This window comes from Hymenobacter swuensis DY53 (assembly GCF_000576555.1).
Taxonomy (GTDB): domain Bacteria; phylum Bacteroidota; class Bacteroidia; order Cytophagales; family Hymenobacteraceae; genus Hymenobacter; species Hymenobacter swuensis.
Genome location: NZ_CP007145.1, coordinates 4,614,971 through 4,633,622 on the forward strand (window position 1 = coordinate 4,614,971; position 18,652 = coordinate 4,633,622).

Here is an 18,652-nt window from a genome sequence, read left to right on the forward strand (position 1 = left end):
TTCCTCTAAGTGGGAAATCCTGTCCTTTTGATTTTTTCCTAAGATTTTATACAAATGAAGACACACTTACGCTCCCTTGCACTTTCCGCGTGCTGGACAGCTGTGGCTCTGGCCTTAACCGGCAATGCACAGGCCCAGCTACGGATTGAGAAGGCATTTTCGGCTTCGACGGAATTAAAGCCGGCGGCTGAGCAACAGGCCCGTCCGGTTGCCCCGAGAGGCATAAGCTTTGCGCAGCCAATGGCTGACCTGCTGCGCCCCGATAGCTTCGCTAAAACGCCTCGTGGCGTAGTAGCCCGGCCTACTGCGGTTCCGGTTGTTACGGATTTTACCAGCAGCATTCTGGTTAAAAACAACGGGGCATTTGTCCAACTCGAAGGTTTGACGGCAACCGATGTAGATAATGATATTGTCCGGTTTCGGTTTGAATCGTTGCCCGCTAATGGCACCTTATTCGTAGCTGACGCCGCTATCCAGAATTTCCAGCAGGTTACTGTTGGGATGGTTGTTTCGCCTCAGCAGGCTCAGTTCATTGGCTTTATCGCCAACAACGGCTCGGCAGTTGGTACCAGAAGCTTCCGGTTTGTCGCCGGAGATAATCCGGGGGGTATTTCCAACACGGCAACCTATAGCTTTCAAGTAGTCAACAACTTCCCACCTAACACCTTCGATTTCACGACGGCTACCCTGATCAGCAATAACCTACGGCAGCCATTACGTGATCTGGCGGTCTGGGGCTTCAGTGACAGTGACGGCACCGTTAGCTCGTTCCGGTTCACGGCCTTGCCAAATGCCAGCACGGGTACCCTATTCGTGAACGGAACGGCCGCAGTAGCCAACCAGAACTACACGGTAGCCAATGCTGCTCAGCTTTCCTTCCAGCCTGCCGCCGGATACTCCGGCACGTCGGCCATTGCCTCGTTTACGGCCACCGATAACCTCGGGGCCACCTCTGCGGAGGCGCAACTGGGCATTCCAGTAAATAAAGCCACTTGTGGCCAAGCCTCGGTATTCGATTTCACCATTCGTCCCAACAACGAGGATTGGAAAACCAATCGTACGGGTACGGTGCCCAACAGTGCCGTAACCATCAGCAACAACCTGAACGGTGTCAGCGGCTACTCCTCTACGGCAGCAGCCGGTGAAACCAGCTTTGTCACCGACCGCCGGGCCGGTAGCCCGGGCTACGCCCTGGACTGGTTTACTGACTATACCAGCACCGCCAACGTTACCAGCACGGCCAACTTCTACTTCAACCGCCCCCTGAAGAACTTCAGCTTCACCATGGGTGACCTGGACAAAGGGACCGTGGCCGATGGTAGTGCCTTTGTGGATGACGTGACTTTCAACGGGTACCGGGCCGATGGCTCGGTGGTACAGCTGGACCCCGGCGACGTATCGCTGGCCCCGAACGGCAACAACTTCTTCAGCGGCAATAACCGCATTACCGGCCGCACCAACCCCGCTACCGGTTCCGGCAGCACGCTGGGCCCCGATGGCAACGTAACTATTACGTTCACCGATGCCATCGTACGGCTGGAGCTGGTATACAAAAACCTGCAAACGGAAATCAATAACCCCGGCACCCAGGCCGTATACATCTCGGCCTTCACCTGGTGCGAAGAAGCCGATGTGACGACGACCATAACGGGCAACACCTACGCCAACGTAGGCGGTACCGTTACCTACACCGCTACCACCACTAACAACAGCGGCCTGGACGCTGCTAACAATGTGGTACCAACTATTCAGCTGGCGGCCAACCTGAGTGGTGTAAACGTTACCAACGGCTCGTACAATTCGGCCACCGGTCTGGTAACCTTCAATACCACGGCTCTGCTTACTTCGGGCTCCTCGGTAACCAATACCGTGAGCTTCAACATGCCCAACGGCACGACAACCGGCACGGCCCGCAACACGGCGGCTACTTCCGACCCAATTACCGGCAACAACAACGGCACCCAGGCGGCGGCTCAGATTACCACGGTAGTCAACGTGGCCCCGACGGCAGTTAGCGTAACCAACCCTACGGTTCCGAATACCGCGAACAATCAGCAGCCTATTCTGCCCTTGCGGGCCACTGACCCACAGGGCAATGAGACAGTTGCTTCGTTCATCATTACCTCCCTCCCGCTGCGGGGTACGCTTCAGCTGAATGGTAGCAACGTAACGGTCAACCAGGTTATCACGGCCGCCCAGGCCGACCAGCTGACGTACTCGCCTGATGGTAACGCGGCCAGCCTGAATACGACCCAAACCTTCCAGTTCAGAGCAACGGACGACCTGGGCCTGACTTCGAGCAACCTGGGAACTGTGCGTATTCCCATTGGGGCCGCTGCCGGAGCCGTTGACTTTGCCGTGACGCAACAGGTTACGCTGGGTTCTTACTTAGTAGGACAGAATGTGACCTATCGGGTTGTGGGTACTTCTACCGGAATAGGAGCCGGCGTGAACGTGGACTTCGCTCTCCCAAGCGGCCTCACCTTCGTGAGCAGCACCGTTTCTCAGGGCTCCTACAACTCAGGTACCGGCTTGTGGACCATCGGTGCTACGCCGACCGGTACAAACAACTACGTACTGACGATTACGGCCCGGGTAGATCAGGTAGGCGATTTGACAACGAATGCCACCATCTCAGCTACCACGGCGGACAATAACCCCGACAATAACATTGCCACGCAGACCATCAACGCGGCCAGCAATGACATCTTCACGGAAGATTTCGAGGGCCGTATCATCGACTATTGCGCTGCTACTGCCGGGCTATCCATCTCGGATGTAACGTCCATCAATGGCCGTGCAGTGCTGACATCAGGACTGATTGCAGCTGGTACAACTGTATCCTACACAACTCCGCTCCTGCAGGTAACCGGTGGTACGGTTTCGTTCAATATGCAATCCAGCGCAGTCGGGGGAACCGGAACGAACCGTCCTCAGTACACGGTAAACATTCTGAACGAGAACGGAACTGTCGCTACTACTTCCGGGGCTACGTTTGTTACGCTTACGGCAAATACCACTACCCCAATTTCAGTGCCTTACACTGGCACTGGTGTTCGGAAGGTCCAGATTGTTTTTGTTCGGAATGGTGGTAATACGACCTTCCTGCTCGACGATGTGCAGGTAACCAACGCTACGTCTGCATCACGGGCTAAAGATGGCAGCAACTGCGCTTCCAACGTGGCTCCTACGGTAGTTGATATCACGGCTCCCCGCATGTCGGACCAGGCCGGTGCTACTTCCATTCCGGCCCTGTCGGGTACCGATTCGGATGGCTCTATTGCCTCGTATGTAATTACCACCCTGCCCGATGCTTCGCAAGGCATTCTGCGCCTGAACGGCGTGGCCGTTACCAGCGGCCAGGTACTGACTCCGGCTCAGGCCATTCAGCTCACATTTGACCCCACCGCTGGTTACTTAGGCGACGCCAAGTTCACTTATCAGGCGTACGACAACTCGAACACGATTTCCTCGAACACCGGCACCGTCACCATTCCGGTGGTGCTGACCACGGATATCATCGGCGTGGTGTTTGATGATGTGAACTACGGTGGCGGCGCGGGCCGCACCTACTCCACGGCCAACTCGGCCGCTGTAGCTTCCGGCTTCGGCAACAACGCCATCGGCCGCACCAACGTCACGGTAGAGCTCTATGACGAAAACGGCACGCTGACTGCTACCACCACTACAACTGCTGGTGGCGCGTATAGCTTCCCGAACCAGTTCCCTGGCAACTACACCGTACGGGTAGTAAACAGCACTGTCACGTCGGTACGCGCTACGGGCACTACGCCCACCGGCCTGATACCCGTGCAGACCTACATCACCGAAGACGTGAACCGCGTAGGTGGTGAGAACCCACGACTGGCCGATGCGCCCGTTAACACCGGTTCGCAGCTGCTGAGCGCCCTCACCACCGCCACGGCTACTCCCCAGTCCATCAGCACGGCGCAGGTACTCAACCGCCCTGTAGGAACGCCTTCTTATGAGTTCGGCTTCAACTTCGATGTAATTGTAAATACCAATCCTTCGGGCCAAGGCTCGCTGGCACAATTCATCACCAACTCCAATGGGCTGGCCAATACTAACCTTCGTCAGGAAGGTTTGACCAACGGCCGGGAAACGTCCCTCTTCATGATTGCCGACGGCCGGACCACCAACGTGCCCGCTGGTATGCGGAGCGGCCTGAATGGAGGTGCCAGCAACGGCCAGGCTACCATCACGCTGACGGCCGCCTCCGGCGCCCTGCCCGCCGTGACGGATGCCGGTACCACCATCGACGGTAACCAGCAGACGCTGCGTACCGGCGACACCAACGCCACTGTAGCTGAATCGACCACCGGTCCGGAAGTTACCATCAACTTCAACGGTCAGGCCGGCCGCAACGGTGGTGGCCTGTACGTAACGGGCGGCAACTTTACGCTCAACGGCCTGGGACTGACGGGTGCTACCAACGGTACCGACCAGGGCCTGCGTCTTGATGGTGCCGGCGTAACCGGTGCCGTTATTCAGAACAGCACGTTCTATAGCAACGGAGCTAACATTGGACTGAACGCTCTGAGCGGCGTGACCATTACAGGCAACGTGATTCGCAACTCCACCCGCGCCGATGCCGATGGCATTGAGTTCACCGGCGTGACGGGCTCGACTATCAGCAACAACCAGCTCGTGAACAACGCGGCTATGGGGGTTGACTTCATCAGCGGCACCAACAGCAATAATACCATCACTGGTAACCTGTTCAAAGGCAACGGCACACTCAACGGGGTGCAGAAAGCTGGTCTGGCCATCCGGACCGCTGGCACGGGCAACGTAGTTAGCCTGAATACCTTCACCGGCAACGTAGGCGACGGTATCGTGGCCATAGCCGGCTCGAACAACACGTTTACGCAGAACTCGTTCAGCGGCAACGGCAACCTAGCCATCGACCTGGCCAACGGCGGTACTGCCGACGGCGACGGTGTAACCAAGAACGCCAGCGGCCGCACCACCACCAGCGGTGCCAACGGCCTGCTGAACTTCCCGGTTGTTACGCAGGCCCGCATCAACGGCGGCAACCTGCTGCTGGCTGGCTACGCGCCGGCCGGAGCCCGGGTAGAAATCTACGTAGCTGCCACTGACCCCACGAACTTCGGCGAAGGGCAGACCTACCTAACTTTCCGCACGGAAGGCACTTCGGACGATGCCGCCACCGGCCGCAGATCCTACAGTGCCCTAATGAACGGCCTGGACCAGGGCAGCGAAACCAACGCCAACATGTTCCAGTTCTCGATTCCGACTTCTTCGCTAACGCCTGCGCAACTGGCGGCCCTTACGGCCGGTGGAGCCCGCATTACGGCTACTTCTACTGTTGCGAACTCGGGTACCTCGGAATTCTCGGGTGTAGCTCCGGTGAGCAACGGCCCGCTGCCGGTGACGCTGACGAGCTTCACGGCGCAGGCCGCCGGTCAGGATACAAAGCTGGCCTGGGCCACGGCTCAGGAAGTGAACAACGACCACTTTGTGATTGAGCGCAGCTTCGACGGCCAGACATTTGCGGCCATCAGCGAAGTGAAAGGCCAGGGCACCAAAACTACTGCTACCACTTACTCGGCAGTAGATGCGCAGGCCGCTGCCAAAGCTCAGGGCCGCGTGGTATACTACCGCCTGCGGCAGGTAGACACCGACGGCACGGAGTCGTTGAGCTCGGTGCAGACGGTAAGCTTCCCAGCTTCTGCCCGCACGGCAATTGAGGTGTATCCGAACCCAGCTACCAGCTCGGTCGACGCCCGCCTTGACCTCTCGGGTGCTGCCCAGGGTACGTATCAGGTAACCATTACCGATATGACCGGCCGCACGGTGCGCACGCTCTCCCGCCAGGGCGGCACCAACGACTTGCTGGAAGTAACCAGCCTGCCCACCGGCAGCTACCTGGTGCAGGTACAGGGCAACAGCCAGGTATTCACCAAGCGTCTGATCAAGGAATAAGCCCACACGGTATTTCCGCTTTGCTTACAAAAGCCCCTTCTCCCCGGAGAAGGGGCTTTTTGCTTGTTACTTGTTTCCCTTATCAGTCCATCAGTTCAACCTACCGCTGCTTTTGCCGGTATAGGTCTGTTCACTGTTTTATACATACTGCTGCAATGCCTGCTACCCGAACGCCCCGCCACCTTGCCCCGCGTCGCCCTATTACCGATGTCGACGTAGCTGTAATCGGGGCGGGAGCGGCCGGGCTGAGTGCGGCACTTACGCTGGGCCGCTGCCTGCGGCGGGTACTGGTGTTGGATGGTGGCGTGCCCCGCAATGCCCCCTCACCGGCCGTGCAGGGTTTCCTCACCCGCGACGGCACCCGCCCGGCCGAGCTGTTACGTCTGAGCCGCGAGCAGCTCACGCCCTACGATTCAGTAGAAATTCAGGCCAGGCGGGTAACGGCGGTAGAAGCCTTGGCCGGGCAGTTTCGGCTGACCATTGAGGGCGAAACCGGCCGCTCCAGCCGCGTCACGGCCCGGAAAGTGCTGCTGGCCACTGGGGTGGAGGATGAGTTGCCACCCATCGACGGGATGCGGGAACTGTGGGGACGCGGGGTGCTGCACTGCCCGTACTGCCACGGCTGGGAGGTGCGCGGCCAGCCCCTGGCCGTATACGGCCGGGCCAAGCTGGTGACCGGACTGGCCCTGCTGGTAAGCCGCTGGAGCCCCGACGTGGTGGCCTGCGTGGAAGACCCGGCCTACCTCACGGCCAACGCCCGGCGGCGCCTGCGCCAGCAGAACATCCGGATTCGGGAAGAGCCGGTAGCGCGCCTGGAGGGCACCAAAAGTGGCGAGCTGCGGCACATCGTGTTTGAATCGGGGGAGAAGCTGGCGCGCACGGCCGTGTTTGTGCACGCTCATCAGCATCAGCGCACCCCGCTGGCCGAGCAGCTCGGCTGCCGCCTTACCAGCAAGGGCGCGGTCTGGGTAGACAAAAAACAGCAGACTTCCCTACCCGGACTCTACGCCGCCGGCGACACCACGCCCGGCACGCAACAGGCCATTCTGGCCGCCGCTGAAGGTAGTGCCGCCGCCATCAGCATCAACGAAACCCTCACGCGGGAGGAGTGCCCTAAATAGTAGCGTTGAGTTATGAATGTTGAAGTTCTTTTTACAAAACCTCACACCCGCCAACTCATAACTCCTCATTCATAATTCAACTCTCATCAGTATCTTACTGCAGTATAGCTTGCCCCCGATACGGCCGGCGCTGATTATTACCGCGTATGCTCGTATTCCGCCCGTTTTTTCTGCTGTTGCTGCTCACCGGGTTGGGCGTGTCGGCGGCCCGGGCTCAGCGCATCGTGTTCAGCGGACGCGTAACGGAGGCCGCCAACGGCCAGCCGGTGCCCTTTGCGTCCATCTTTGTACGCGGTACCAGCCAGGGCGCTACTGCCGACGATGCCGGCCACTACCAGCTGACCGTAACCGGCCCTGTGGATACATTGGTGGCTTCGGCCATTGGCTTCGCTACCCAGAAAAAGCGGGTGAACACTACTGCCGAAAGGCAAACCCTCAACTTTGCGCTGGGCAGCGGCTCGGTATCGTTGGGCGAAGTGGTGGTGCGGCCCCGCGAAAATCCCGCCTACCGGATTCTGCGTCGGGTGCAGGAGCGTAAGCCCCGCAACGACAAGCGCACCCTCACAGCCTTTGAGTTCGACAGCTACAGCCGCACCGAGGTGACCCTCAATAACCTGCCCGATGCCGTGAGCCGGCGTAAGGCCCTGCGCCAGCTCACGCAGGTGGCCGACAGCCTGGGCATTCCGCGCGACGCCAACGGTAAGGCCGTGGTGCCCATCTTCGCCTCCGAAGTGCTGTCCCGATTCTATCAGCTCAACGACCCGTTGCGCCGCCGCGAGGAAATCCGGCGCACCCAGATGCGTGGAGCCACGCCCCGGGAGGGCTCGGTGGTGTCGCAGATTATGGGCTCCTCGTTTCAGGACTGGGATTTTTACCGCAACTGGCAGCAGCTGCTGGGCAAGGACTTCATCTCGCCCATTGCTGACGGCTGGAAGTTCACCTACGAGTACGAGCTGCAGGATTCGGTGCTGGTAGGCTCGGATTTTTGCTACCGCATTGGTGTGCAGCCGCGCCGGCCCCAGGACCTGGCTTTCGTCGGCACCATCTGGATTACCACCGATACCTACGCGCTACGTAAGCTGGATCTGGCGGTAAGTGCCGAGGCCAACCTCAACTTTATCGAGCAGGTGCGGGTGCGGCAGGAAATGGCCCCCACGCCGGCCGGCCAGTGGCTGCCCCGCCAGACGCGGGTGGTCATCGGCATCAAGCCCACCAAGGGCAGCACCGGCATTCTGGCCCGGCTGACCATCATCAACTCAGGTTTCCAGGCAAATCAGCCCCGGCCCCTGCCATTCTACGACCGGCCGCTGGAAACTGCCGCTGATGCCTTTGAGGTGCCCAAGGGCTTCTTTGAGCAGCACCGACCCGATACGCTCAGCCGGCAGGAGCAGGCCACCATGATGGTGCTGGACACCGTGCGCAAGCTGCCGGCCGTACGCTCGGTGCTGGAGCTGGCCGACGTGGCCGTGAACGGCTACTACCGCTTGGGCAAAGTGGATCTGGGTCCAATTCTGAGCACCTACAGCTTCAACAACATTGAGGGCCACCGCTTCCGAGTGGGTTTCCGGACCACGCCCGAGTGGAGTCGCGACTGGCTGCTGCGCACCTACCTGGCCTACGGCACCCAGGATGGCCGCTTCAAGTACGGTCTGCGGGTGCAGCGGGTACTCAACCGTAACCACTGGACGGTGATGAACTTCGAGCACCGCCGCGACCTGGACCAAGTGGCCTTGCTCGACAACGATTACGCCCTCGAAAACCCGCTGTTTGAGGCCTCGGCCCGGCTGGGCAACATCACGGGCAGCCGCCCGCTGCGCCGCGACCTGACCACACTGGCCATGCAGTCGGACCTGTTCCGGGGCTTTACCCAGCGCGTGATTCTGCGGCGGCAGCAGTTTGAGCCGCTGTACCCGTTTGCCTACTACACCCGCGAAGCCCGCCCCGGCGCGCCCACCGCCGATAAGTTCGGCCTCTCGGAAGTGGTGGTGGAATCACGCTACGCCCGGGATGAGGTGCTGATTCAGAACAACCAGAACCGCCGCACGGCCATCGGGCTGAAGCGGTGGCCGGTGTTTACGGTGCGCTACACGCTGGGGCTGGATGAGGTGCTGGGCTCCGATTTTCGCTACCACAAGCTCAATCTGCTCATCGACCAAAGCCTGCGCCTGGGCCAGCTCGGCCGCGCCGACTACCGCCTCGACGCGGGCTACATTCCGAGCACGGTACCGTATCCGGTCCTCAAAACCCACCTCGGCAACCAGTCGCCGTTCTACAACGCGGGGGCGTTCAACCTGATGCGCTACTTCGAGTTCGTGAGCGACCGGTATGTGGCGTTTCGGGTGGAAAACCGGTTCGATGGGTTTCTGCTCAACTCGCTGCCCGCCATCAAGCAGCTCAACTGGCGACTGGTGGCCACCGGCAACGTGCTGTGGGGCGGCGTGAGCCAAGCCAACCGCCGCATCATTCCGGCCGAAGACCCCATTAACGGGGGGCCGCTGCCGGCCTTCCGGGCCCTGGGCCGGGTGCCGTATGCCGAAGTTGGGTACGGCGTGGAGAACATTCTCAAGGTCTTGCGCGTTGACTTCCTGCACCGCCTCACCTACCGAAACTCGCCCGGAGCCCGTACCTTTGGGGTGAAAGCGAGCCTACAATTCCAACTCTGATCCTTGACCAAACTACCTGAGCCAGACAACTTTTCCGCCGGAAAAGGAATCATTCGGGCAGTTTCCTTGTAGAACGACCCATCATGCCGAAGTACGAAGTTGCTAACCTGACGCTGGCGGAAGCTACCCGCCACGCTCCTTTCGTTGATTATGCGCGCTGCGTGGATGCCAGCCAGCGCCCCTACAACCACGTAGGCCATTGGCCCGAAGAAGGCCAGCTCTACCCCGTGCGCGTGGTCGATTCGCACACTGAAGGCATGCCCCTAGTGCACGTCCTCGGGTTTGAAGGCGAAGCGCCCTATTACAACGCCTATGCCCCCCACCGTTTCGAAATGCTCCTGACGGTGTGGCTGAACTAAGCCGTTATTGCGAGGAAGAACGACATTCCGCGCATCAAGCGGCGTCAATCCTTCCTTCACGCAGAACAAAGGGTTAACAAGCAGAAAGCCCCTGACGTCCGTGCTGGCGTCAGGGGCTTTTGCGTAGATCTGGGTTTTGCGCTTTGAAGAGGATAGATCAGTCGCGCTGTCCTTCGGGTGCTTCGTCCTCACTCACTCATTGCAAGCCGCCGTTGCCAGTGTAGCAGTGGCACCAGAATGATGACCGGCAGTGGCGACACGACCATATCAATGAGGCGGCGGGCGAGTTGGTAGGCCCAGTCGAGGTGGCCGATTTTGCCCAGTAGCAGCAGCAGCGCGCAGGCCCCGAATACCAGCCAGTAGGCCGTAAGGGCCAACCCCAGCCGCCGCCAGGTGCCCAGCAGCAACCCAATCAGCAGCAGGCATAGGCTGGTATAGAAGATGCCGTACGTGAGCATAGCCGGCAGGCTCTTTTTGGTGACGAGCGTGCTGGTGCCCTGCCGCAGACTCTCGGCCAGTGACGCCGGCAACACGGCCGCCCAGGCATCCGTGAGGACTTGGTACACCGGCCCCGAATTCATGCCCAGCAGAAACAAAACCACCACCAGCCCAGCAATGGCCGCGTAGCGCAGTCCGCGCTGCAAGGTAGGGCTCATGCGGCAGCCCGGCTGAAGGGGCGGGCCTCAGGGTGCAGGCGCGTTACCCACCACATCCAGAGCAGCAGAATACTCCCGTACACCACGAAGGTGAACGTGTAGTGGTGGTTAAACTCCACCGACTGCTGGTAGTAGTGGTGGTTGAGGGCCAGGGCCGCCACCCGCACCACGTTCAGTAGATAAATAGCGGCAATACCCAGCGGAATAAACCACAGCTTGCGCACCCCGCCGCCCGGAAACGCCAGCACAAAGCCCGCAAACAGCGCGTACAGCACCAGCCCGTTGCACGGGTCGCCCACGATAACGCCGGGGCGGCCGTCCATCACCAGCAGTCGGGGCTCGGCAGCATCTACGTGGGTAGCAAAGCCAAACACCCGCAACATTCCTGCACCGGCCGCCGCAATATTGCGCGACAGCACTCCATCCAGCCGACCGTCGAGGGCCAGATTCCGGTCGTAGAGAAAAAACCAGAGAAGGTATAGCCCGCCCGCAACCAGCAGGAAGCGCACCAGCGGGCGACGAGAAGAAGCTAGAGTAGCAGACATAGCAGCACAGCAGTGAATCACGAACTTACACGGTTCGGCCAACATACGCTAACCTGCCATTGACCGGATGGGTAGCCGTAGCGCGACCTACACAGTTCGCGCTACGACCGGTCGGCCTGACGCAGGGCGTAGAGAATAGGTTTGCTGGGGCTGGCGTCGAGTTGCAGGCTGGTTACCTGCAGGTTGAGCAGGTAGAGGCCATCCTCCACGTCATCGGGCACGAAGATGAGCTCGGTAATGGTGGCCGCGTGGCGGGTGGCCTGCGGGTACTGCCAGAACGCGTGGTGGGCCAGCAACTGGCCGCCGTCCTCTTCCCGGTCCACGCTGGGCAGGTCCAAGAGCAGGTGCTCGATGTGGTGCTGGGCCAGATAGTCGGCCAGGGCAGGCTCCAGATAGGTGGGGTTGGTGCCTGAGTACTGGCGGGTACGCTTGGCGCGGTGGTTGGGCAGGGTGCGCAGAATCAGGGCCTCGGGGCGCACGGTGGCTTCGGAGCCGCCTTCCAGCTCCCGGCGCACGTCGTCCAGCAGCACCACCTCGTCGCCGTTAGCCTGAGGCCGGGGCTGCACCGATATCAGCCGGGCCACGAACAAAAACCGGCGCAGGCAACGGTTGAGGGTAGCGGCCGGATCGGGCGAAATATGGCCGTAGCACTCCGTATGCGTGCCGTTGCCGTGGGGCGTGAGGTGCACGCGCTGGTAGTTGGTGCTGCCGCCCTGCGCCACGCTGCCCACAAAATCGCCCACCCGAATCACGTCGAACTGCACCGGCTCGGCCCAGAAGCAGTTCACTTGGTGTTCACCGGGAGCCAAAGGCAGCGAAATATCCAGCGGCGCGGTTGGGTCGAAGGCAAACGTGCGGTTGTGGTAAGGGTAGGTGGCGAGCATTGATTTGGGAATGGGTAGATGAATGGACGACACTATAGCCCGTCATACCGAGCTTGCTGAGGAATCTCGGTATGACGGGCTACTATCCGGATTCCTTCACTAACTCATTCAGAATTCGGCTGATTTCTTCGGCGTGGCTGAGGACCATGAAGTGGCCCCCACCGCGAATGAGGTACTCCACCGGCGTGGGGCCGGGCGGAAACACCCGGTCGCGGGTGCCCAGAATCTGGATGCTGTGGCCGACGCTGGTACTGTCCCAATGCAGCAGCCGGTGAATGGCCCAGCGGGTGTACACCGGCTCCATATCCTGCAGAATCTGCCGGAACAGGCGGTATTCGGCCCCGTTACGCACCCCAAAATACCACTGGCCGGCCCGCGGAAACAGCTTCAGCAGCTGGGGCGGCACCAGCCGGTACACCCGCGTGGCCCGTACTAGCCGCAGCAGCGGGGGCAGGCAGCTGGCATCGGGAATGCTACTGATGAGCACCGTCCGCAACCCCGGCCGCAACCGACTGATTTCCAACGCCACCACCCCTCCGAACGACACGCCCACCAGTAGCCCTTGCGCCTCCACCGGAATCGAGGTGGCCATGCGGGCCGCGTAATGCGGCAGTGTTTCCTCCGGCTCGGGTGTCAGCCAGGATAGCAGGCAGGTTTCGCCACGCAACAACGGCTGCAGCCGCTGAAACACCCGCTCATCAGCCCCCAGCCCGGGAATGAGGTAGAACACGCGTTGTGAGAGTTGAATGATGAATTATGAGAGTTGAATTGCTGGCTTTTACAGCCGCTGAATTAGTACGATTAATTCATAACTCATCATTCCAGCCTTACGGCTCGATGCGGAGGAACACGTCTTCGAGGTAGAAGATGTTGTGGGGCTGGCCCGATTCATACTCTTCGGCTTCTTCGCTGTCGGCGTTCATGCTGATGTCGAAGGTGTCGTCATCCTCGCCTTCTTCCTCGTCCTCGAACAGGTCGGCGGGGTAGGTGCAGGAAAGCTTCAGGGCCACGTTGGGTAAGGGCACGGGCGGGTTAGCCTCACTGTTGTACTCGAGCAGGCATGGCCAGTCGCGCACGGTAGCCAGGGCATCGGCTACATCTTCCTGCAGGGCTTCAGCCCGCTCGGCGGCCACGCGCAGCAGCAGATCCAATTGCTGAAAGGTGAGGCCCAGGTGAAAAAAGTGCAGCTCATTATCGAAAAACGTCGTGGCCCAGATGGTGACGTCGTCGGAGTTATCGAACACAATGGCCGTCAGCTGCACCTGTTCGATGAAGAAGTCAGTATCGTCGGCCAGCGCGTCTATCAGTCGTCTCATAATCACTGGGTTGGCAAAGCCAGCGGGGCTTTGCGCGGTAAGCGACGCGGGGCGGCTGGAAGGAGTCCGGCCGGTCGGCTGTTTCAAAGAAAGGATAAAAGCCGAAAAAACCGTTGCGGCCCGCCGGAAAACCCACCGCCCCGGCCGTTATTCCTCGCCCTGAAACAGCTCCAGCGTGATGTGATCGGCCAGCAGCTTGCCCGCGTCGGTGAGGCGCAGCACTTGGCCTTCATCGAGGCGGGCCAGGCCGGTGGCTTGCAGCTGCGCCAGGTAGGCGGCGCGCTCCTGCAGCAGGTTCAGGCCCAGCTCGTCACGCAGGCGGCGCAGGTCGCAGCCCCGGGCGGTGCGCAGGCTGGTCATCAGGTACTCGTTGGCCTGGTCGCGGGGGCTGAGCTCTTCCACGGTGGCCGGCACGCGGCCTTCATCGAGCACGGCCGTCACATACTGCGGGTTATTGGACACGGTGTACTGCCGGCTGTGGCCGTTGAAGGAGTGCGCGCTCGGTCCCAGCCCCAGGTAGGGCACCCCGCGCCAGTACGCCGCGTTGTGCCTAGACTCGCGGCCGGGCCGGCAGAAGTTGCTGATTTCGTACTGCTCGTAGCCGTGGCGGGCCATTTCCAGCAGCAGCAACTCGAACTGCCGGGCCACAAACTCATCGGGCGGGGCCAGAAACTTCCCCTTCTTGAGTTGCCGGCCAAACACCGTATCGGGCTCGATGGTAAGCGCGTAGCACGACATATGCGGCACGTCCAGCGCAAACGCCCGGGCCATATCCTGCTCCCAGATGCCGTGGTCGGGGGCGGGCACGCCATAAATCAGGTCGATGGAAATATTCTCGAAGCCTGCGTCCTGAGCCCGCCGCACCGCCGCCCCCGACTCCTCGGCCGAATGGGCGCGGTTCATCAGCCGCAAGTGGGGCTCGTGGAAGCTCTGCAGCCCGATGCTGAGCCGGTTCACGGGCGAAGCCGCCAGTTCGCGTACCTTGGCCGGGGTGAGGTCGTCGGGGTTGGCCTCCAGAGTAATCTCCGCGTCGGGGGCCACCTGGAAATGCCGGTGCACGGCCGCCAGCAGCGTATCCAGCTCGGCCGCCGTGAGCAAAGAGGGTGTGCCGCCGCCGAAGTACACGGTGTGTATGGTGGCGTCGGGGCCCAGGTAGGCGTGCCGCAAAGCCAGCTCCTGCACCAGGGCGTCCACCAGCCGGCTTTTTAGGGCCATCGACGTGCTGAAGTGGAAGTCGCAGTAGTGGCAGGCCTGCTTGCAGAAGGGAATGTGGAGGTAGAGGCCGGACATGCAGGAGGGCGTCCTGCCCGGGCTGTCGGCCGCCGGACGGCGTAAACCGAGCGGGCGCAGGCAGGGCAAAGACAGTAAACGCTACTTTCGGGAAATTAAACGCGGCGATTCGCGTTTCAGACTGCAAATGTACGCCCGCGCCCTCGTTTTCTGGTGTTTATTGCTACTGCTGGTCCTGCCGGGCCGTCCGGCCGCCGCGCAGGGCACCACCCCGCTCAACCCCGCTGCCCCGCCCCTCTCGGCCTCTCCCGCCGCCGCCCCACCTCCTGATTCAAGTCGGAAAGCCGCCGTACCGCCGGCCCGGCCCCTGCGCCCCATCACGGTGCAGCTGCTCACCGAGGCCGCCGACCAGCCACTGCTGCGCCCCTACCGCTACCGGCTAGCGTTGCCTGATTCCCTAGCAGCCCTGCGCGAAATCCGGGCCCTGGTGCTGGCCCTGCAGGCCGATGCCTACCTGACGGCCTCGGCCGATGAGCTGCGCTGGCGCCATGATACGCTGCGGGTGCGCCTGTACGTGGGGGAGCAATTCCGCTGGGCCCGGGTGCGCAACGGCAACCTCGGCGACGGCCTGCTCACCCGCGCCGGCTTCCGCGACAAGCTGTTTCAGCAGCAGCCGCTGCGGCCGCAGGAGTGGGCCAAATTGCAGGAAAATATTCTGCGCGAAGCCGAAAACCAGGGCTTCCCGTTTGCCACCGTCGGCCTCGACTCGGTGGCCCTGACCGGCACCGAGGTAGAGGGCCGGGTGGTGCTGCGCCGGGGCCCGGCCGTGGTGTTCGATTCCATCCAGATCATCGGCAAAACCAAGACGAAAGCCCGCTTTCTGACCAAATACCTGCAGTTGGAGCCCGGTCAGCCCTTCAGTCAGCAGCGGGTGCTGGAAGCTGCCCGCCGCCTGCGCCAGCTGCCTTACCTGCAGGTGAAAGCCGAGCCGGAGGTACGCTTCGCCCAGGGTCGGGCCCGGGTGTTTTTCCTACTCGAAGACCGCACCTCCAACCAGTTTGATGCCATTGTAGGCGTGCTGCCAAACCCGAACCCCGGCGTGGGCCAGAAACGGGTGCAAATCACCGGCGACGTGACCCTGAACCTGCGCAACATCAACGGCGGCGGCAAGGGCGTGGGGCTGCAGTGGCGCAAGCTCGACGCCAACTCCCAACTGCTGGATGCGCAGTACCTGCACCCGGCCTTCTTCGGTACGCCGCTGGAACTGAGCGGTTCCTTCAACCTGCTGAAGCAGGACACACTGTTCCTGACAACGCGGCCGCGCCTACAGTTTGCCTATCCCACGGCCCTGGCCGGCCGGCTGGCCGTATTTGTGGAGTGGCGCGCGTCGCGGCTGCTATCCGTCGATTCCACGCTGCGCCAACTGCCCGAAAATATCGACTCCCGCTACAGTTCCTACGGCCTCGATTACACCTGGAACACCTTAGATGACCCGTTTTTTCCGCGACGGGGCCTGCTGGCCAGCGGGCAGGCCGCCATCGGCACCAAAGTCATCAGTCGGAACGGTGGCCTGCGGAGCGATGTGTACGAAGGTATCCCGCTGCGCACCCGGCAGGTTACGCTGGGCGTGCGGGCCGAGCGGTACGTGCGCATTGGGCGGCAGGGCGTGCTGCTTACGCGCCTGCGTGGCGAGGCCCTGCTCAACGAGCGGCTGTTCCTCAACGACTTGTTCCGACTGGGTGGCCTGGCCACGCTGCGGGGGTTCAACGAGCTGAATTTCTACGCCAGCCAGTACGCCGTGGGCACCGCTGAGTTCCGGCAGTCCACCGGCGCCGATGCCTACGTGTTCCTGTTCGTGGACCAGGCCTACCTCCGCCGCAACCTCCCCAACGACCCGTACCCGCAAGACACCCCCACCGGCCTGGGAGCCGGCCTGAGCTTCCGCACCGCCGCAGGCCAGTTTCAGTTTGTGTACGCCCTAGGCCGTAGCTCCCAGCAGCGGCTGGCCCTAAGCACCGGCAAAATTCACTTCGGCATTACCAGTAGGTTTTAGATTTGACAATTGACAATCAAGAAATGAGACTTTCGTTCTATGATCCGTTTGGGCCAAATAGAACGGAAATCTTGGTTCTAAAAAACAGAAGTGAGACGTTCGATCTGAGGCCCATTTGGGTCAGCAGATCGGACGTCTCACTTCTTACTTCCAAGTTCTAGGTTCTGAACTCTAACTTCTAGCCCTCACTTCACCAACGCATTTTTCAGTTCGCCAGCAGCCAGGTCCTGGGCCTGGGTGGCCTGGGGCACCACGGCTGCCATACCGAAAAACTCGTGAGTTACGCCCTCGAAGTTTTCGTATTTGGTGGCAACGCCGGCGGCTTTCAACTTATCGGCCAGCATCTTGCCGTCACTCATCAGCGGGTCGAGGCTGGCGGTGATGATGGTGGTAGCGGGCATACCTTTCAGGTTGGCATTCACCAGCGAAATCATCGGGCTTTTGCCATCAGCCGCGCCGCGCAGGTACTTCTCGAAGAACCAGGCCATCATCGGCTTGTTGAGCGGCTTGGCCTGGGCATTTTGCTGGTACGAAGGCGTGTTCATGTCGTAGCCGGCAATAGGATACACCAGCACCTGGTGCTTGGGCAGCATCACTTTTTTGTCGCGGGCCATCATACTCACCGAAGCGGCTAGATTGCCACCGGCGCTTTCGCCTACCACGGCTACGTTCTGCGGGTCACCTTTAAAGGAAGCCGCATTTTTAAGCACCCACTGATACGCCGCAAACGAATCGTTGTGGGCCGTGGGGTACTTATGCTCCGGAGCCTGCCGATAGGCCACCGATACAAAGATGGCCCCGGTTTTTTCCACCAGCCCCCGCACGGAGGCGTCGTAGGTATCAAGGTTGGCAATGACCCAACCGCCGCCGTGGTAGTACACCACCACCGGCAGTGTGCCGGTTGCGCCTTTAGGTGTGTAAATGCGCACTTTCACGCCGGGCATTACCATGCGGCTCATAGTATCGGCCGTCACAGGCGGCATCGGGATGTTGTTGGTTTGCATCAGCTTCATCACCGCGTCGGCGGGTGTGGGCTGCTGCCGGGCTTCTTGGGCCGATAGGGTTTCGATGGGCTTGCCACCCAGGCTGGCCAGAGTTTCAATAACGGCCTGCATTTCGGGCTTGATGCCGGTAGCCCATGCCGGAGCCGGGCCAGTCGGCCGGATAGGCGTGGGACCAGCCGGCGCAGTCGGAGTCGTAGCTGCCGAATCGGTAGTAGCAGCCGTGGTGGTAGCGTCCGATTCGGTGGTCTGGGCAGTGTTGCAAGAAGCCAGCGTAGAGCCGGCCAGCAGGGCAGCCGCGCCCCAGCGGAGGGAAGTGTGAATGAGCGTAGTCATGCAGATGTAGATTGCAGGTAATAGAACGAAACAATGATTCACCTTACGGCAAGCTGTTTCCCGAAGTGATGAAAACACTAAATCCTGTACACTATGGCAATATTCAAGACAACCAGTCAAAATTTTCACCCCTGATAATCAGCGCTTAGCCAACTATTTCAGTATTTTTGCAGCCCCAAACACTGCCTTTCCAAAAAAGGCTGCTACATTTGTAATACCAAACAGTGCGGGGTGGAGCAGTTGGTAGCTCGTTGGGCTCATAACCCAAAGGTCACTGGTTCGAGTCCAGTCCCCGCTACCTACAAAAGGCCAGTTGATTCTTCGGAATTAGCTGGCCTTTTTCTTTGTGCAGATGGCCCCGCTAAGGCGGAAGTGATATAAGCAGTTATTGTAATAAGTGAGCTGCCTGCACCGCAGGACAGGACAGGACAGTGTGTACCAGCTTACCACCGCGTATCTCTCCTGTATCCTGGCTTTACCACGTAGCCGCAGGAACCTGACGGGTAATTGGCAATCCGTCA

At 60.8% G+C, this 18,652-nt stretch carries 12 protein-coding genes and 1 tRNA gene; 6 read left to right on the forward strand and 7 right to left on the reverse strand.

Features of this window, described 5'->3' with window-relative positions; translation table 11 throughout:
• The first annotated feature begins 240 nt into the window (after positions 1 to 240).
• The 4 genes from HSW_RS21065 to HSW_RS21080 all read left to right on the forward strand — a co-directional run bounded on the left by HSW_RS21065 (position 241) and on the right by HSW_RS21080 (position 10,110).
• Positions 241 to 5,967 carry a T9SS type A sorting domain-containing protein gene (locus HSW_RS21065; protein WP_044003725.1) on the forward strand — a complete coding sequence of 1,909 codons (5,727 nt, stop codon included), beginning with the start codon at positions 241 to 243 and terminating at the stop codon, positions 5,965 to 5,967.
• A gap of 155 nt (positions 5,968 to 6,122) precedes the next feature.
• Positions 6,123 to 7,088: an NAD(P)/FAD-dependent oxidoreductase gene (locus tag HSW_RS21070; protein ID WP_052346716.1), complete on the forward strand. Its 966-nt coding sequence runs from the start codon at positions 6,123 to 6,125 to the stop codon at positions 7,086 to 7,088.
• A 146-nt stretch (positions 7,089 to 7,234) separates the two neighbouring features.
• Positions 7,235 to 9,751, forward strand: a complete 2,517-nt coding sequence (locus tag HSW_RS21075; protein ID WP_044003726.1) for a DUF5686 and carboxypeptidase-like regulatory domain-containing protein — start codon at positions 7,235 to 7,237, stop codon at positions 9,749 to 9,751.
• 83 nt (positions 9,752 to 9,834) lie between these two features.
• On the forward strand, positions 9,835 to 10,110 hold the full coding sequence (locus tag HSW_RS21080) for a hypothetical protein (RefSeq protein WP_044003727.1): 276 nt from the start codon (positions 9,835 to 9,837) through the stop codon (positions 10,108 to 10,110).
• A gap of 188 nt (positions 10,111 to 10,298) precedes the next feature.
• On the opposite strand, the gene HSW_RS21085 is transcribed toward HSW_RS21080, so the two are convergent.
• From HSW_RS21085 to hemW, 6 genes are all read right to left on the reverse strand, one after another.
• Positions 10,299 to 10,766, reverse strand: a complete 468-nt coding sequence (locus HSW_RS21085) for an XrtX-associated membrane protein (RefSeq protein ID WP_044003728.1) — start codon at positions 10,764 to 10,766, stop codon at positions 10,299 to 10,301.
• Positions 10,763 to 11,311: an exosortase X gene (gene xrtX / locus HSW_RS21090; RefSeq protein ID WP_071883158.1), complete on the reverse strand. Its 549-nt coding sequence runs from the start codon at positions 11,309 to 11,311 to the stop codon at positions 10,763 to 10,765. The genes HSW_RS21085 and xrtX overlap by 4 nt, the downstream gene beginning before the upstream one ends.
• A gap of 101 nt (positions 11,312 to 11,412) precedes the next feature.
• The gene (locus HSW_RS21095; RefSeq protein ID WP_044003729.1) at positions 11,413 to 12,195 is read right to left on the reverse strand and encodes a cyclase family protein; all 783 of its coding nucleotides are present in this window, start codon (positions 12,193 to 12,195) and stop codon (positions 11,413 to 11,415) included.
• An 82-nt stretch (positions 12,196 to 12,277) separates the two neighbouring features.
• Entirely contained in the window at positions 12,278 to 12,925 is a 648-nt protein-coding gene (locus tag HSW_RS21100) for an alpha/beta fold hydrolase (protein WP_044003730.1), read from the reverse strand.
• A gap of 97 nt (positions 12,926 to 13,022) precedes the next feature.
• On the reverse strand, positions 13,023 to 13,511 hold the full coding sequence (locus HSW_RS21105; protein ID WP_125436036.1) for a hypothetical protein: 489 nt from the start codon (positions 13,509 to 13,511) through the stop codon (positions 13,023 to 13,025).
• Positions 13,512 to 13,658: 147 nt separating this feature from the next.
• Complete coding sequence (hemW, locus tag HSW_RS21110; protein ID WP_044003732.1) at positions 13,659 to 14,801, reverse strand: radical SAM family heme chaperone HemW; 1,143 nt, start codon at positions 14,799 to 14,801, stop codon at positions 13,659 to 13,661.
• A 160-nt stretch (positions 14,802 to 14,961) separates the two neighbouring features.
• On the opposite strand from hemW, the gene HSW_RS21115 reads away from it, so the two are divergent.
• Positions 14,962 to 16,794: a BamA/TamA family outer membrane protein gene (locus tag HSW_RS21115; RefSeq protein ID WP_155833093.1), complete on the forward strand. Its 1,833-nt coding sequence runs from the start codon at positions 14,962 to 14,964 to the stop codon at positions 16,792 to 16,794.
• 185 nt (positions 16,795 to 16,979) lie between these two features.
• Here HSW_RS21115 and HSW_RS21120 read toward each other — a convergent pair whose 3' ends face one another.
• Positions 16,980 to 18,131 (reverse strand): alpha/beta hydrolase, encoded by a 1,152-nt coding sequence (locus tag HSW_RS21120; RefSeq protein ID WP_052346719.1) that lies wholly within the window; start codon positions 18,129 to 18,131, stop codon positions 16,980 to 16,982.
• A 225-nt stretch (positions 18,132 to 18,356) separates the two neighbouring features.
• Here HSW_RS21120 and HSW_RS21125 point away from each other — a divergent pair.
• Positions 18,357 to 18,429: transfer RNA gene (locus HSW_RS21125), tRNA-Met, on the forward strand.
• Positions 18,430 to 18,652 lie beyond the last annotated feature (223 nt).